16 protein-coding genes are annotated in these 14,672 nt (G+C 73.7%); 5 read left to right on the plus strand and 11 right to left on the minus strand.

From position 1 onward, the window contains the following. Positions 1-80: 80 nt before the first annotated feature. The 7 genes from ACFU74_RS30415 to ACFU74_RS30445 all read right to left on the minus strand — a co-directional run bounded on the left by ACFU74_RS30415 (position 81) and on the right by ACFU74_RS30445 (position 7,678). Positions 81-1,274 carry an argininosuccinate synthase gene (locus ACFU74_RS30415; RefSeq protein ID WP_380762482.1) on the minus strand — a complete coding sequence of 398 codons (1,194 nt, stop codon included), beginning with the start codon at positions 1,272-1,274 and terminating at the stop codon, positions 81-83. Positions 1,275-1,425: 151 nt separating this feature from the next. Further along, positions 1,426-1,974 carry an arginine repressor gene (locus ACFU74_RS30420; protein WP_380762484.1) on the minus strand — a complete coding sequence of 183 codons (549 nt, stop codon included), beginning with the start codon at positions 1,972-1,974 and terminating at the stop codon, positions 1,426-1,428. 17 nt (positions 1,975-1,991) lie between these two features. After that, the gene (locus ACFU74_RS30425; RefSeq protein ID WP_380762486.1) at positions 1,992-3,200 is read right to left on the minus strand and encodes an acetylornithine transaminase; all 1,209 of its coding nucleotides are present in this window, start codon (positions 3,198-3,200) and stop codon (positions 1,992-1,994) included. Next, complete coding sequence (gene argB / locus ACFU74_RS30430) at positions 3,197-4,072, minus strand: acetylglutamate kinase (protein ID WP_380762510.1); 876 nt, start codon at positions 4,070-4,072, stop codon at positions 3,197-3,199. Before argB ends, ACFU74_RS30425 begins: the two co-directional genes overlap by 4 nt. 88 nt (positions 4,073-4,160) lie before the next feature. Continuing rightward, on the minus strand, positions 4,161-5,333 hold the full coding sequence (gene argJ / locus ACFU74_RS30435) for a bifunctional glutamate N-acetyltransferase/amino-acid acetyltransferase ArgJ (RefSeq protein ID WP_380762488.1): 1,173 nt from the start codon (positions 5,331-5,333) through the stop codon (positions 4,161-4,163). Further along, positions 5,330-6,358 (minus strand): N-acetyl-gamma-glutamyl-phosphate reductase, encoded by a 1,029-nt coding sequence (gene argC, locus ACFU74_RS30440; RefSeq protein ID WP_380762490.1) that lies wholly within the window; start codon positions 6,356-6,358, stop codon positions 5,330-5,332. The genes argJ and argC overlap by 4 nt, the downstream gene beginning before the upstream one ends. 99 nt (positions 6,359-6,457) lie before the next feature. Then, a complete protein-coding gene (locus ACFU74_RS30445) occupies positions 6,458-7,678 on the minus strand; it encodes a methyltransferase (RefSeq protein WP_380762492.1) in 1,221 nt (406 codons plus the stop codon). A gap of 109 nt (positions 7,679-7,787) precedes the next feature. Between ACFU74_RS30445 and ACFU74_RS30450 the strand changes: the two genes are divergently transcribed. From ACFU74_RS30450 to ACFU74_RS30460, 3 genes are all read left to right on the plus strand, one after another. After that, the gene (locus ACFU74_RS30450; RefSeq protein WP_380762494.1) at positions 7,788-8,192 is read left to right on the plus strand and encodes a VOC family protein; all 405 of its coding nucleotides are present in this window, start codon (positions 7,788-7,790) and stop codon (positions 8,190-8,192) included. Between the two features lie 30 nt (positions 8,193-8,222). Next, entirely contained in the window at positions 8,223-8,597 is a 375-nt protein-coding gene (locus ACFU74_RS30455) for an RNA-binding S4 domain-containing protein (protein WP_380762496.1), read from the plus strand. 149 nt (positions 8,598-8,746) lie between these two features. Beyond that, positions 8,747-8,998: a hypothetical protein gene (locus tag ACFU74_RS30460; protein ID WP_380762498.1), complete on the plus strand. Its 252-nt coding sequence runs from the start codon at positions 8,747-8,749 to the stop codon at positions 8,996-8,998. Positions 8,999-9,061: 63 nt separating this feature from the next. On the opposite strand, the gene ACFU74_RS30465 is transcribed toward ACFU74_RS30460, so the two are convergent. Together ACFU74_RS30465 and ACFU74_RS30470 are read right to left on the minus strand one after the other, a co-directional pair. Beyond that, a complete protein-coding gene (locus tag ACFU74_RS30465; RefSeq protein WP_380762500.1) occupies positions 9,062-9,601 on the minus strand; it encodes an HD domain-containing protein in 540 nt (179 codons plus the stop codon). After that, positions 9,598-10,368, minus strand: a complete 771-nt coding sequence (locus ACFU74_RS30470; protein WP_380762512.1) for an SAM-dependent methyltransferase — start codon at positions 10,366-10,368, stop codon at positions 9,598-9,600. Before ACFU74_RS30470 ends, ACFU74_RS30465 begins: the two co-directional genes overlap by 4 nt. Positions 10,369-10,757: 389 nt before the next feature. Between ACFU74_RS30470 and ACFU74_RS30475 the strand changes: the two genes are divergently transcribed. After that, positions 10,758-11,630: a polysaccharide deacetylase family protein gene (locus tag ACFU74_RS30475; RefSeq protein ID WP_380762502.1), complete on the plus strand. Its 873-nt coding sequence runs from the start codon at positions 10,758-10,760 to the stop codon at positions 11,628-11,630. 14 nt (positions 11,631-11,644) lie between these two features. Here ACFU74_RS30475 and ACFU74_RS30480 read toward each other — a convergent pair whose 3' ends face one another. Next, the gene (locus ACFU74_RS30480) at positions 11,645-12,463 is read right to left on the minus strand and encodes an SDR family NAD(P)-dependent oxidoreductase (RefSeq protein ID WP_380762504.1); all 819 of its coding nucleotides are present in this window, start codon (positions 12,461-12,463) and stop codon (positions 11,645-11,647) included. Between the two features lie 292 nt (positions 12,464-12,755). Between ACFU74_RS30480 and ACFU74_RS30485 the strand changes: the two genes are divergently transcribed. Then, positions 12,756-13,625 (plus strand): 3-hydroxybutyryl-CoA dehydrogenase, encoded by an 870-nt coding sequence (locus ACFU74_RS30485; protein ID WP_380762506.1) that lies wholly within the window; start codon positions 12,756-12,758, stop codon positions 13,623-13,625. Between the two features lie 58 nt (positions 13,626-13,683). Here the strand turns inward: ACFU74_RS30485 and ACFU74_RS30490 are convergent, their stop codons facing one another. After that, positions 13,684-14,529, minus strand: a complete 846-nt coding sequence (locus tag ACFU74_RS30490) for a chitosanase (protein ID WP_380762508.1) — start codon at positions 14,527-14,529, stop codon at positions 13,684-13,686. Positions 14,530-14,672 lie beyond the last annotated feature (143 nt).

The raw sequence follows: 14,672 nt of genomic DNA on the forward strand, positions 1-14,672 counted from the left end.
GGTGGGCACTCTTCCGACGCGTGGGGTTGGGGTGGTGGGGGGCCCGCCCCGGCCGGGTGCGGCCGGGGCCGGAGGCGGGCTCAGCCCAGGTCGCGCCGGGCGGCGATCTTCGAGGAGAGGCCGAAGATCTCGATGAAGCCCTTGGACATCGACTGGTCGAAGGTGTCGCCGGTGTCGTAGGTGGCGAGGTTGAAGTCGTACAGCGACTGCTCGGACTTGCGGCCGTTGACGACGGCCCGGCCGCCGTGCAGGACCATCCGGATGTCGCCGGAGACGTGCTGGTTGGCCTCGTTGACGAAGCCGTCCAGGGCCCGCTTGAGCGGGGAGAACCACAGGCCGTCGTAGACCAGCTCGGCCCAGCGCTGCTCGACCTGCCGCTTGTAGCGGGCGAGTTCGCGCTCGACGGTGACGTTCTCCAGCGCCTGGTGGGCGGTGATCAGGGCGATCGCGCCGGGGGCCTCGTAGATCTCCCGGGACTTGATGCCGACCAGCCGGTCCTCGACCATGTCGAGGCGGCCCACGCCCTGGGCGCCGGCCCGCTTGTTGAGCTCCTCGATGGCCTGGAGGACGGTGACCTTGCGGCCGTCGATCGCGACCGGGACGCCGGCCTCGAAGGTGATGACGACCTCGTCGGCCTCGCGCGGGGTGGCGGGGTTCTGGGTGTACTCGTAGACGTCCTCGATCGGGGCGTTCCAGATGTCCTCCAGGAAGCCGGTCTCGACGGCCCGTCCGAAGACGTTCTGGTCGATCGAGTACGGGGACTTCTTGGTGGTGGCGATCGGCAGGCCCTTGGCCTCGGCGAAGGCGATGGCCTTGTCCCGGGTCATCGCGTAGTCGCGGACCGGGGCGATGCACTTGAGGCCCGGGGCGAGGGAGTTGATGCCGACCTCGAAGCGGACCTGGTCGTTGCCCTTGCCGGTGCAGCCGTGGGCGACGGTGGTGGCGCCGTGCTTCTGCGCGGCGGCGACCAGGTGCTTGACGATGACCGGCCGGGAGAGGGCGGACACCAGCGGGTACTCGCCCTGGTAGAGGGCGTTGGCCTTGAGGGCCGGCAGGCAGTACTCGTCGGCGAACTCGTCGCGGGCGTCGGCGACCTCGGCCTCGACGGCACCGCAGTCCAGCGCCCGCTGGCGGATGACGTCCAGGTCCTCGCCGCCCTGGCCGACGTCGACGGCGACGGCGATGACCTCCGCGCCCGTCTCCTCGGCGATCCAGCCGATGCAGACGGACGTGTCCAGACCGCCCGAGTAGGCGAGTACGACGCGCTCGGTCACGGCTTTCTCCTTCACAACTGTGCGAACAGGCTTACGGCGATAGGCATAAGTATGCACTACTCCGTATGAAATTCAAAGCCCGGGGGTCAGGCGGGTTCCGGATACGCCGGTGGGCCCGGCCGGAGCCGGGCCCACCGGGGGCGGGAGGGGGCTACTGCGCCTTCGCCTGGGCGAGCTGCATCAGGTGGTCGGCGAGGGCCTGGCCGCCGAACGGGTCACGGCTGATCAGCAGCACGGTGTCGTCGCCGGCGATGGTGCCGATGATCTCGAACACCTCCGCCTGGTCGATCGCCGAGGCCAGGAACTGCGCCGCGCCCGGCGGCGTGCGCAGCACGACCAGGTTGCCGGAGGCGGTGGCGGAGACCATGAGCTCGCCGGCCAGCCGGGCCATCCGGCCCTCGCTGGCGGACTCCCCCATCGGCGCGCGCGGGGTGCGGTCGCCGCCCTCGGCCGGGACGGCGTAGATGAGCGCGCCGTCCCGGTTGCGGATCTTCACCGCGCCCAGCTCGTCCAGGTCCCGGGAGAGGGTGGCCTGGGTGACCACGAGTCCGTCGTCGGCGAGCAGCTTGGCGAGCTGGCTCTGCGAGCGCACGGGCTGGCGGGTGAGCAGGTCCACGATCCGCCGGTGGCGCGCGGTGCGGGTCTGCGGGACCTGCGGCGTCGGGCCGGCGGCGGGCTGCCCGGAGTTGGGTACGGTCATGTCATTATTCTCCCGGACTACGCCCGGTCCGCATCGTCCGGGGCGCCCTCGCGGACGGCCCGCAGGACGGCCGGCAGCGCCGCGAGGAAGGCGTCCGCCTCCTGCTCGGTGAGCACCAGCGGCGGGGCGAGCCGCACGGCGTCCGGCACTGCGGCGTTGACCAGGAAGCCTGCCTCCTGGAGGCCCGCCTGGACCTGGGCCGACACCGGCTCGGTGAGCACGATGCCCAGCAGCATCCCGGCCCCGCGCACGTGCGAGACCAGCGGGTCGCCGATCGCCTCGACGCCGTGCCGCAGCCGGTCGCCGGTCTTGCGGGCGTGCTCCAGCAGGCCCTGGGACTCGATGGTGTCGAGCACCGCGAGGCCGGCCGCCGCGGCCACCGGGTTGCCGCCGAAGGTGGTGCCGTGCTGGCCCGGGGTGAGCAGTTCGGCCGCCTCGCCGAAGGCCAGCACCGCGCCCATCGGCAGGCCGCCGCCGAGCGCCTTGGCGAGCGTGACGACGTCCGGCTCGACGCCCTCGAAGGCCTGGTGGGCGAACCAGTGGCCGGTGCGGCCGATGCCGGTCTGGATCTCGTCCAGGGCGAGCAGGGTGCCGGTGGCGCGGGTGATCTCGCGGGCGGCGGCCAGGTAGCCGTCGGGCAGCGGGATCGCGCCGTTCTCGCCCTGGATCGGCTCCAGGAAGACGGCGGCGGTCTCGGTGGTGACGGCCGCGCGCAGCGCCTCGACGTCGCCGAACGGGACGTGCGTGACGTCGCCGGGCAGCGGGCGGAACGGGTCCTGCTTGGCGGGCTGGCCGGTGAGCGCGAGGGCGCCCATGGTGCGGCCGTGGAAGCCGCCCTGGAGGGCGACCAGGTGGGTTCGGCCGGTGCGGCGGCTGATCTTGAAGGCGGCCTCGTTGGCCTCGGCGCCGGAGTTGCAGAAGAACACCCGGCCGGGGCGGCCGTCCAGGCGCAGCAGCCGTTCGGCGAGGGCGACGGTGGGCTCGGCGATGAACAGGTTGGAGACGTGGCCGAGGGTGGCGATCTGCCGGGTGACGGCCTCGACGACGGCCGGGTGGGCGGTGCCGAGGGCGTTGACGGCGATGCCGCCGAGCAGGTCGGTGTACTCCTTGCCGTCGGCGTCCCAGAGCTTGCTGCCCTCGCCGCGGACCAGCGGGATCCGGGGGGTGCCGTAGTTGTCGGTGAAGGAGTGCTGCCACCGTTCGGTGAGCTGGGCGTTGGAAGTCATGCGAGTCCCCCGGTCACGGTCGGTTCGTCGTCCGGCACGACCATCGTGCCGATGCCCTCGTCGGTGAAGATCTCCAGCAGCAGGCTGTGCGGCACCCGGCCGTCCAGCACGCGGGCGGTGCCGACACCGGAGCGCACCGCGCGCAGGCAGCCCTCCATCTTGGGCAGCATGCCGCTGGCCAGTTCCGGCAGCAGTTCGTCCAGCTCGGAGGCGTTGAGCTGGCTGATCACGTCGTCGGAGTGCGGCCAGTCCTTGTAGAGGCCCTCGACGTCGGTGAGGACGACGAGCATCTCGGCGCCGAGCGCGACCGCGAGGGCGGAGGCGGCGGTGTCGGCGTTGATGTTGTAGACGTGGCCGTCGGCGCCGCGGGCGATCGAGGAGATCACCGGGATGCGGCCGTCGGAGATGAGCGCCTTGACCGCGCCGGCCTCGATGTTGACGATGTCGCCGACCAGGCCGATGTCGACCTGCTCGCCGTCCACCACCGCGTAGCGCTTGACGGCGGTCATGGTGTGGGCGTCCTCGCCGGTCAGGCCGACGGCGAACGGGCCGTGCTGGTTGAGCAGGCCGACGAGTTCGCGCTGCACCTGGCCGGCGAGCACCATCCGGACCACGTCCATGGTCTCCGGGGTGGTGACCCGCAGGCCGTTGGTGAAGGAGGACTCCAGGCCGAGCTTCTCCAGCTGGGCGCTGATCTGCGGGCCGCCGCCGTGCACCACGACGGGGTGCAGGCCGGCGAAGCGCAGGAAGACGACGTCCTGGGCGAAGGCGGCCTTGAGCTCCTCGTCGACCATGGCGTTGCCGCCGAACTTGATCACGACGGTCTTGCCGTGGAAGCGCTCCAGCCACGGCAGGGCCTCGATGAGCGTCATGGCCTTGGGCAACGCGGTGTTGTTCCGGGCCTGTTCGCCCTTGGGTGCGATCTGCACAGTTCTGCTTCCCCGGCTCTGGTGGCGGCTGTCAGGTGGAGTAGGCGCTGTTCTCGTGCACGTAGTCGGCGGTCAGGTCGTTGGTCCACAGGGTGGCCGCGGCCCCGCCGGCGTTGAGGTTCGCGGTGATGACGACCTCGCGGCCGGTCATGTCGACGAGGTCGCGGTCCTCCCCCACGCTGCCGTCGCGGCAGACCCAGACGCCGTTGATGGCGACGTCCAGGCGGTCGGGGTCGAAGGCGGCGTCGGTGGTGCCGATGGCGGCCAGCACCCGGCCCCAGTTGGGGTCCTCGCCGTGGATGGCGCACTTGAGGAGGTTGTTGCGGCCGATCACCCGGGCGACGCCGACGGCCTCCTGCTCGGTGGCGGCGCCGGTGACGTCGATCCGGATGTCCTTGCTCGCGCCCTCGGCGTCGCCGATCAGCTGGCGGGCGAGGTCGGCGCAGACGGTGCGCACGGCCTCGTCGAACTCGGCCTGCTCCGGGACGGTGCCGGTGGCGCCGGAGGCGAGCAGCAGCACGGTGTCGTTGGTCGACATGCAGCCGTCGGAGTCGATCCGGTCGAAGGTGGTGCGGGTGGCTTCGCGCAGCGCGGCGTCCAGGGCGGCGGCGTCCGCGTCGGCGTCGGTGGTGAGCACGACCAGCATGGTGGCCAGGCCCGGGGCGAGCATGCCGGCGCCCTTGGCCATGCCGCCGACCGTCCAGCCGGCCGGGCTGGTGACCTGGGCGGTCTTGTGGACGGTGTCGGTGGTCTTGATGGCGATCGCGGCCTGCTCGCCGCCGGTGGCGCTGAGCGCGGCGGCGGCGGTGGCGACGCCGGGCAGCAGGATGTCCATCGGCAGCCGCACGCCGATCAGGCCGGTGGAGGCGACGGCGATCTCGGCGGCGTTGAGCTTCAGCTCCTCGGCGGCCTTCTCGGCGGTGGCGTGGGTGTCCTGGAAGCCGAGCGGGCCGGTGCAGGCGTTGGCGCCGCCGGAGTTGAGGACGACGGCGGAGACCGTGCCGCCCTTGAGGACCTGCTCGGACCAGAGCACTGGGGCGGCCTTGACCCGGTTGGAGGTGAAGACGCCCGCGGCGGCCAGCGAGGGGCCGTCGTTGACGACGAGCGCGAGGTCGGGGGTGCCGGAGGCCTTGATCCCGGCGGTGACGCCGGCGGCCCGGAAGCCCTGGGCGGCGGTGACGCCGACGTTCTGGTGGTCGGTCACGGTGCGACTCCGTTCACGGGAAGGCCCAGCTCCTCGGGCAGGCCGAGGGCGATGTTCATGCTCTGCACCGCGCCGCCGGCGGTGCCCTTGACCAGGTTGTCGATCGCGCTGATCGCCACGATCCGCCCGGCGGCCGCGTCCAGGGCGACCTGCACCAGGGCGGCGTTGGAGCCGTAGACGCTGCTGGTCTGCGGCCACTGCCCCTCGGGCAGCAGGCGGACGAACGGCTCGTCGGCGTACGCCTCGGCGTAGGCGGCCCGCAGTTCCCCGGCGCCCACGCCGGGCTTCGCCTTGGCGGAGCAGGTGGCGAGGATGCCGCGCGGCATCGGGACGAGGGTGGGGGTGAAGGAGACGCTGACCGGCTCGCCGGCGAGCGGGGTGAGGTTCTGGGACATCTCCGGGGTGTGCCGGTGGACGCCGCCGACACCGTAGGCGCTGACGCTGCCCATCACCTCGCTGCCGAGCAGGTGGGTCTTGGCGGCCTTTCCGGCGCCGGAGGTGCCGGAGGCGGCGACGATCACCGCCTCGGGCTCGGCCAGGCCCGCCGCGTAGGCGGGGAACAGGGCGAGCGAGACGGCCGTCGGGTAGCAGCCGGGGACGGCGATCCGGTTGCTGCCCTTGAGCGCGGCGCGGTGGCCGGGCAGCTCGGGCAGGCCGTAGGGCCAGGTGCCGGCGTGCGCGGAGCCGTAGAACTGCTCCCAGTCGGCGGCGGCCTTGAGCCGGAAGTCGGCGCCGCAGTCGACGACCAGGACGTTCTCGCCGAGCGCCTCGGCGACGGCGGCGGACTGGCCGTGCGGCAGCGCCAGGAACACCACGTCGTGGTCGGCCAGCACCTCCGGGGTGGTGGGCTCCAGGACCCGGTCGGCCAGCGGCAGCAGGTGCGGCTGGAGCAGCCCCAGCCGGGTGCCCGCGTTCGAGCCGCCGGTCAGCGCCCCGATCTCCACCTCCGGGTGGCCGAGCAGCAGGCGCAGCACCTCACCGCCCGCGTACCCGCTCGCGCCGGCGACGGCGACTCGCAATGCCATGGCGTTCCTCCTTCGTCGTGGCATGAATATACGCAGCACGGAACATTCATGCAAGGAGTATGCGAAGAGCCGCCGCGGCCCGGGGGCGGCGCGGGGTGCTCAGCGCTTGACGGCCCTGAGCACCACGAACTTCGGATTGCCCGCGACCGTCCGGCAGTTGCCGAACAGCTTGCGCAGCTTGAGGTGGTAGCCGAGGTGGCGGTTGCCGACCACCCACAGTTCGCCGCCGGGGCGCAGCGCGCGGCGGGCGCCGGTGAACATCCGCCAGGCGGTGGCGTCGGTGGTGGCCTGGTGGGAGTGGAACGGCGGGTTGTTGAGGACCAGGTCCACCGAGCCGGCCGGCAGGCCCGCGTCGCTCAGCGCGTCGGCGGTGAGGAACTCGGCGGGGGCGTCCGGGCCGAGGTTGGCGCGGAAGGTCTCCTCGGCGGAGGCGACGGCCTGGTGGGACTCGTCGACGAAGACCACCTCGGCGCCGGGGGCGGCGAGGGCGGCGGCGGTGCCGACCACGCCGTTGCCGCAGCCGAGGTCGACGATCCGGGCGCCGGGGGCGGCGGCGGGCAGGTGGGCGAGCAGGAAGCGGGTGCCGATGTCCAGGCGGTCGGCGCAGAAGGTGCCGGCGTGGTTGACCACGGTGCGCCCGGAGGCGGGGCCGATGTCGCCGGGCAGGGCGTAGCGGTGCGGCCAGGGGTTGGGGCCGGGCCGCCGCGTCCGGTCGGGGGCGCAGAGGATCAGCCGGGCCTTGCGGACGGCGAGCGTGGTGCGGGTGGGGCCGAGGATCCGCTCGAAGAGCTGGAGGGTGGAGGTGTGGATCTCGGTGGTCATGCCGGTGCCGAGGACCGCGGTATCCGGGTGGAGGGCCGGGGCGAGCCGGTGCAGCTGGTCCTCCAGCAGGGCGAGGCTCTTGGGGACGCGCACCAGCAGGACGTCGGTCCGCTCGGGCGGGGTGTCGCGGGTGGTGAGCAGGCGGGCCGCGGCGGGGGCGGCGCCGGCCCGGGCGAGGTTGGCCTCGGTGGCGCGCTGGGCGAGGTGCGAGTCGCTGATCTGGGTGGTCCGGGCGGGGGCGTGCCCGGCGGGGGCGGTGGCGAGGGCGGTGGTGAGCGCGCCCCAGCGGTCGCCGAGGACGGTGACGGCGCGGCCAGCCAGGGCGGTGGGCCGGCCCTCGGCGGAGTCGCTCTCGCCGGCCAGGTGCCGCAGCAGGTACTCGTCGGCGGCGTCCCAGGCGCGCAGCCGCTCGCGCGGGTCCTCGGGGTACCGGGTGAGGTCGAGGGGGCCCCACGGGGTCGGGAAGGGGGCCTGGGCGGCGGCGGCGAGCTGGTTCATCGCCGCCCAGGCTAGCCGACGGGCGCGCCCGCGCGGACCGGGGCGGGCGCCCGCGCGCGGACCGGGGCGGCGGCCGATACTGGGATGGCCCGACGGAAGGGGCGAGGCCATGGACTGGAAGCTCGAGGTGGTGGTGGTCCCGGTGACGGACGTCGACCGGGCGAAGCTCTTCTACGAGGAACAGGCCGGCTTCAGGGTCGACCACGACAGCCGGATCAGGGACGGGGTGCGGGTGGTGCAGCTGACGCCGCCCGGCTCCCCTTGCTCGATCGTGGTGGGGACGGGGCTGACGGAGGCGCCGGCCGGCTCGGTGAAGGGGCTGCAGCTGGTGGTGCCGGACATCGACCGCGCGCACGCGGAGCTGGTGGCGCGGGGCGTGGAGGTGAGCCCGGTGCAGCACTTCGAGGACGGCGACCGGGTGGACGGACGGGGCGGGCTGTGGAACTCGTTCGTCTTCTTCAGCGATCCGGACGGCAACGGCTGGGCCGTCCAGGAGGCGCCCGGGCGGCGCTGAGGACCCGAATGCTGCGACTAGGCTCGGAGGATGGTCGAAGACGAGGGAAGCGTCCGGGTGGACAGCTGGATCTGGTCGGTGCGGCTGGCCAAGACGCGGTCGGCCGCGGCGGCGGCGTGCAAGGCCGGGCACGTGCGGGTCAACGGCGAGCGGGCGAAGCCGGCGCAGGCGTTGAAGCCGGGCGACGAGGTCCGGGTGCGCATCGAGGGGTGGGAGCGGGTCGTCGTGGTGACGAAGCTGATCCGCAAGCGGGTCGGCGCGGGGGTCGCGGCGGAGTGCCTGGTGGACAACAGCCCGCCGCGCCCGGCGCGCGAGTTCGTCGCCGCGCCGGGCGTGCGCGACCGGGGCACCGGGCGGCCGACCAAGCGCGACCGCCGCGACATGGACGGCCTGCGCGGCCGGTGAGCCGCCCGGCCGGGCACCGTGCAAGGCCACGGCAGGTTCCTGCCGAATTGGTCTCGACCATTGCCGTGATCCAGGAGGCGGAGGAGGCTCGCCCCCGAAGCGCCGGGCGGGCAGTCCGGCGCTCGGGTCCGAAGAAGGAAGGCACCGGCATGGCAATGCGCAAGGCGGTCTCCACCCTGGCACTGGCTGGAACGCTCGCGGCGGGCGGGCTCCTGGCCGCCCCGGCCGCCCAGGCCGCGACCACCAGGACGACGGGCTACGTCTACGTCGGCATGTACCCGAGCGGCGAGGCGTGCCACGCCGCCGGCCAGGCCTACGTGGCCCGGGGCGAGACGGTCTCGTACTTCTGCGACGTCCTCGACTTCCACCCCTTCACCGCCAGGCTCTCCGTCTGGCGCTGACCGCACCCCGGACGGGCCCGGCGGCGCGGCTGCCGCCGGGCCCGCCCGACGGCGGCGGGCCGTTCAGTCCACCGGACGGGCCGCCTGGACGGCGAGCCGCCGCGGGGCGTCGGCGCCGATCCCGGCGAGCAGGTCGTCGAGGGCGAGGAAGACCTCCCAGACCTCGCGCCCGGCCGCCCGCGCCGGCCGCGCCACCACCCGGTCCTCCAGGTCGCGCACCCGGCTGTCCTTCCACGCCTTGTCGGCCAGGCTGACCAGCAGGTCCTCCACGGTGGTACCGGGCTCGGCCCAGCTGCCGTGGGTGCGGGCGAAGCGGGCCAGGCGCTCCGGGACGCCGCGGGCGAGCAGCAGTTCGTAGCCGGCCCGCTCGTGCAGCGAGCCGGGGGCGGAGAGCTCCTCGCGGTGGACGGTCTTGCCGATGTCATGGGTGGCCGCGCCGAACAGCACGGCCTCCCGGTCCACCGGGACCCCGTACCCGGCGCACCAGTGGAGAATCGTCCCGGCGACCTCGTGGACCAGTCCCAGGTGCGCGGTCAGCCGGGGCGGGGCGCCGGCGAGCAGCCCGGCGGCGGCCTGCGGCAGCGGCGGTGCGGCGGCGGTCATCCGCGCTTGAGGGCGACGCCGGCGTAGGCCGAGACGTCCTGCCAGCCCTCGGGGAGGTCGGTGGTGCGGACGTGGCCGGGGGCGGGGCGCCAGAGCGGGAGCTGGACGAGGCCGGGGCCGACGAACTCGAAGTCGCCGAAGAAGGGTTCAACGGCCGCGCGCGGGCGCAGCACCAGCGGGGCGCTGGCACTGCGGTAGACCCGGGTGCCCTCGGCGGCGCTCTCCCGGGAGGCGAAGTCGGGGCTGCCGTGCGAGAGGATCAGTGCGCTGCCGGGGGCGAGTGCCTCGCGCAGGGTGCGCACGATCCGCTCGGCGCCGTCCTCGTCGCGGATGAAGTGCAGGACGGCGACCAGCATCAGGGCGACGGGCTCGCCGAGGTCGACGGCCGCGCGCAGCGCCGGGTGGGCGAGGATCGCCTCGGGCTCGCGCAGGTCCGCCTCGATCACCGAGGTGTGGCCCGCCGGGTGGCCGGCGAGCAGGGCGCGCGCGTGGGTGGCCACGATCGGGTCGTTGTCGACGTAGACGACCCGGGCGTCCGGGGCGACCCGGCGGGCGACCTCGCTGGTGGAGCCGATGGCGGGGATTCCGGTGCCGATGTCGAGGAACTGCCGGATGCCCAGGCCGGCCGCGAACTCGACGGCGCGGCCGAGGAATTCGCGGTTGGTGCGGGCCAGCAGCCGCAGTGCCGGGTAGGCGGCGATGGCGGCCTCGGCGGCCTTGCGGTCGGCCTCGAAGTTGTCCTTGCCGCCGAGGTAGTAGTCGTACATCCGGGCCGTGTGCGGGATCCCGGTGTCGAGCTCGGTCGGCGGCTGCCAGTCCTCGGCGCGCGCCCACTCCCAGTCGGTGCCGGTGCCGCCGTGCGCCGCCGTCCTGTCCTCGCTCATGTGCCGCCCCCTGGTGTCCGGGTGTCCGGCAGTACGCGCCGCCGGACGATTCCTGTCCCCTGCCCCGCGACCGGCAGGCGGCCGGTGGCGGCCCCCACCGCACGGTGCGCCGTGATCGTAGCCGACGAGACGCCTTGGAAACAGCGGTAGTTCAGGTTTCCGCAGCATTCGAACGACGGTGTGTGTGCACGTCAACGACCGTTTCCCGAACGCCCCGGCCGGCCGCGTCCGGCGGTCGCCGCCTGGTGCCGCCGTCCCTATGCTGGCTGGCGATGACTGCCGACCGGCGCACCGTCCTGCGCACCACCGTCAAACTGGCCGCCCTCACCGCCGTCGGCGGCCTGCTCAGCGCCTGCGGCGACCCCGGGCGTCGCAGGGCCGATCCGGGGGAGTTCGCGGTGCGCCCGGAACCGCTGGACCCGTCGGGCACGGTGGACCCGGCCTGGGCGGGCGGCGAGGGCCCGGCCTCGCCGGAGCCCGCCGCGACGGCGCCCGTCGCCACGGCGCCGCCCGTCGCGCCGGTGCTGCCCGCGCTGGCGCCCGGCACCCCGTTCGAGGTCGCGTTCGGGCCGCGCACCGGCCGCAACGTGGCGCTGACCTTCCACGGCAGCGGCGACCCCGCGCTCGCCACCGCCCTGCTGGAGATCGCCGAGCAGCACGGGGCCGGGCTCACCGTGCTGGCCGTCGGCAGCTGGCTCGACCAGCAGCCGCAGATGGCCCGGCGGATCCTGGACGGCGGCCACGAGCTGGGCAACCACACCCAGAACCACCAGAACATCTCCACCATGGCCCCGGACCGGGCGCGCGCCGAGATCGCCCAGTGCGCGGAGCGGCTGCAGCGGCTCACCGGCTCGATCGGCCGCTGGTTCCGCCCCTCGGCCGCCCAGTACGCGACGCCGATGGTGCGGGAGCAGGCGAAGGCGGTCGGGTACGAGCACGTGCTCGCCTTCGATGTGGACCCGCGCGACTACGCCGACCCGAGCGCCGCCGAACTGCAGCGCCGGGTGCTCGGCTCGGTGCGCGGCGGCTCGGTGGTCGCCCTGCACCTGGGCCACCGCTGCACGGTCGACGCGCTGCCCGGCATCCTCGACGGCCTCGGCAGGGCCGGCCTCACCCCGGTGACCGCGAGCCGCCTCTGCGCGTGAGGGCCCGGCGGCGCTCAGCCCATCGGGTCGTCGGGCCCGTACGGGCGCAGCCGCAGGGTGCGGGCGTCCGCCTCGCGGATCTCCCCGGCGCGGCGGACGATCTCCTCCAGGTTGTCCCGTCCGGCGTGCAGGAAGCGCCCGTGCAGCCCGTCGAAGCGTCCGCGGGCGGCGTCCACGGTGACGGCGACCATGTACGGGATGGAGCCCCACTCCGTGGTGCCGGCGAACATCGGCATGCCGGCGGTCATGTCGGTCTCGACCGCGCCGGGGCTGATGTCGAGGATCACCACGTGGTGCTCGGCGAGCGAGTCGGCGAGGTTGTCGGAGAGCTGGAGCAGCGCGCCCTTGGAGGTGGCGTACGCGGTGTAGTGGCCGTCGGGGCGCAGCGCGAAGCCGGAGTTGAGGTTGACGACGCGGCCGCGGCCGCGGCGGACCATGCCGGGCAGGACGCAGCGCAGCAGGTTGTAGGGGCCGCGCAGGTTGACCTCGACGACCTGCCACCACTGGTTGACGTCGGTCTCCCAGAGCGGGACCTCGGCGGCGTCGATCTGGCCGGCGTTGTTGACCAGCAGGTCGACGGGGCCGAGGTCGCGTTCGACGACGCGGACGGCCTCGCGGACCGAGCCGGGGCGGGTGACGTCGGCGGCGACGGCGACGCCGCGCGAGCCGTGCCGCACGCACTCCTTGAGGGTGTCGGTGAGCGTCTCCTGGGTGCGTCCGACGAGGCCGACGGCCATGCCCTCGGCGGCGAGGCCGATGGCCGTCTCCCGGCCGATGCCGCGGCCTGCGCCGGTGACCAGGGCGACCTGTCCCGTGAGCGATCCCGTCGGCATGCCCGTGCTCCCTCCGTGCGTGCGGGGCCACCCGCGGCCCGGCCCCGCATTCTGTCGCCCGGCGGGCCGGGGCGGGGCGGGAGCGCACCCGCGACGCGGGCGGGCCCACCCGTTCGGGGGAAGGCCCGGGGTGGCGGGTCCCCCGGGGGAGGGGATGACCTACTCGTCGGTAGGGAGTAGTAACGTCGTCGGGACGGTGCACCGGTCCGCACATACCGGGTGCCGAACCGCCGGACAACAGCTGCTGGGCCATTTCGCTGGGCGACCCCCAGCACCACCGAAGGGCAACTGAGTGAGTGACATCGCGCGCGTCGGAGTGATCGGCTGCGGACTCATGGGGTCGGGCATCGCGGAGGTGTTCGCCCGGGCGGGGCTGGACGTCCTGGTCGCCGAGGCCACCGGGGAGGCGCTGGAGTTCGGGCGCGCCCGGCTGACCAACTCGCTGGACACCGCGGTCACCCGCGGCAAGCTGACGGAGGAGGAGCGCGACGGGGCGCTGTCCCGGCTGGCGTTCACCGTGGACCTGGCGGACTTCGCGGACCGCGACCTGGTGGTCGAGGCGGTCGCCGAGCGCGAGGACGTCAAGGTGAAGATCTTCGAGACGCTGGACCGGGTGGTGGAGCGCCGGGACGCGATCCTCGCCTCGAACACCTCCTCGATCCCGATCGTGAAGCTGGCCGCCGCCACCTCGCGCCCGGAGCAGGTGATCGGCCTGCACTTCTTCAACCCGGCGCCGGTGCAGAAGCTGGTCGAGGTGATCCCGACCCTGACCACCTCGGCCGCCACCACCGACCGGGTGGAGGCGTTCGCCACCGAGGTGCTGCACAAGACCCCGATCCGCGCCCGCGACCGGGCCGGCTTCGTGGTGAACGCGCTGCTGGTGCCGTACCTGCTGTCGGCGGTGCGGATGTTCGAGTCGGGCGTGGCGACCGCCTCCGACATCGACAAGGGCATGGAGGCGGGCTGCGCCCACCCGATGGGCCCGCTGCGGCTGTGCGACCTGATCGGCCTGGACACCATCGTGTCGATCGCCGAGTCCATGTACGACGAGTACAAGGAGCCGCTGTATGCCGCTCCCCCGCTGCTGTCGCGGATGGTGGACGCGGGCCTGCTGGGCCGCAAGTCCGGCCGCGGCTTCTACGACTACACCGCCACCGCCTGACACCGGCGGCGGGAGGCCCGTCGACGCCCGGGTCCTCCCGCCGCCGTGCGGCGGGCGGTCAGCTGTTGATGACGTAGCTGTCGCCGTAGACCTTCCACTTCAGCGGCGGGTTGAGGTCGAAGTTCTTCGCGTTGAGGAAGACCAGCTGCTCGGTGTCGACCCGGCTGGTGTCGGCGTGCGCCTCCTCCTGCTTCATGACGACCTTGCGGGCCTCCAGGAAGGCCTTGAGGTAGGTGGCCTCGTCGCCGCCCTGGGCGGGGGACTTGGCCTTCTTCAGGGCGGCGGCGCGGATGCCGCCGAAGCTGTCGGAGCTGGTGCCGGGGCCGTGCATGACGATGGCGTCGTAGTAGATGAACTGGCCGAGCGCGCGCAGCCCGTCGGCCTTGGCCTGCTTGACCGAGGGGTTGAAGTAGACCCGGTCGCGCTCCTCGTTCTGGGCCTGCTGGAAGACGGTGTCCTTGGCGGCGGTGGCCCAGTCGCGCTCGAAGGCGGAGCCGAGGCCGGAGTGCGAGTCGGTGCCGTTGACCTTGCGCAGCGCCGGGAGGTACTTGGCGAGGATGTTGCCCGGCTTCAGGTCGGTGTAGTGCTCGACGAGTTCGAGCATGTCGCCGGTGCCGGAACAGAAGCCGATGATGCCGGCGGTGTAGCCGCGGCCGTCGTTGATGTCCTCGATGTACTTGTACTGGGCCTTCCAGTCGAGGGAGGAGTTCTCCGCGCTGGACACCAGCTGCATGGCGATGTCCTTCTTGTGCGGGTCGTCCAGGCCCACGGCGGCGAGCCGGACGGTTCCGGCGGCGGGGGCTGCGTGGACGGCGCCGGCGGCCGCGACGGTGGCGGGGGCGGCGACCAGCAGGGCGGCGAGGGCGAGGCGGGCGGTGCGGGCGGTGCGGTGCTGGGTACGCATCTGACGCTCCGTTTCCCTGGCCCGGACATGGGGGCACCCGGGCTCGTGAGAGTTAGGAAAGTTTCCTAACTTGATTGAAGCGTTCACGCCGGGCGCGGCGCAAGGGGATTGCCCGCAAGGGCACGCGAAAGGGGGCCCCGGCC

The organism is Kitasatospora sp. NPDC057500 (genome assembly GCF_042802195.1).
Taxonomy (GTDB): domain Bacteria; phylum Actinomycetota; class Actinomycetes; order Streptomycetales; family Streptomycetaceae; genus Kitasatospora.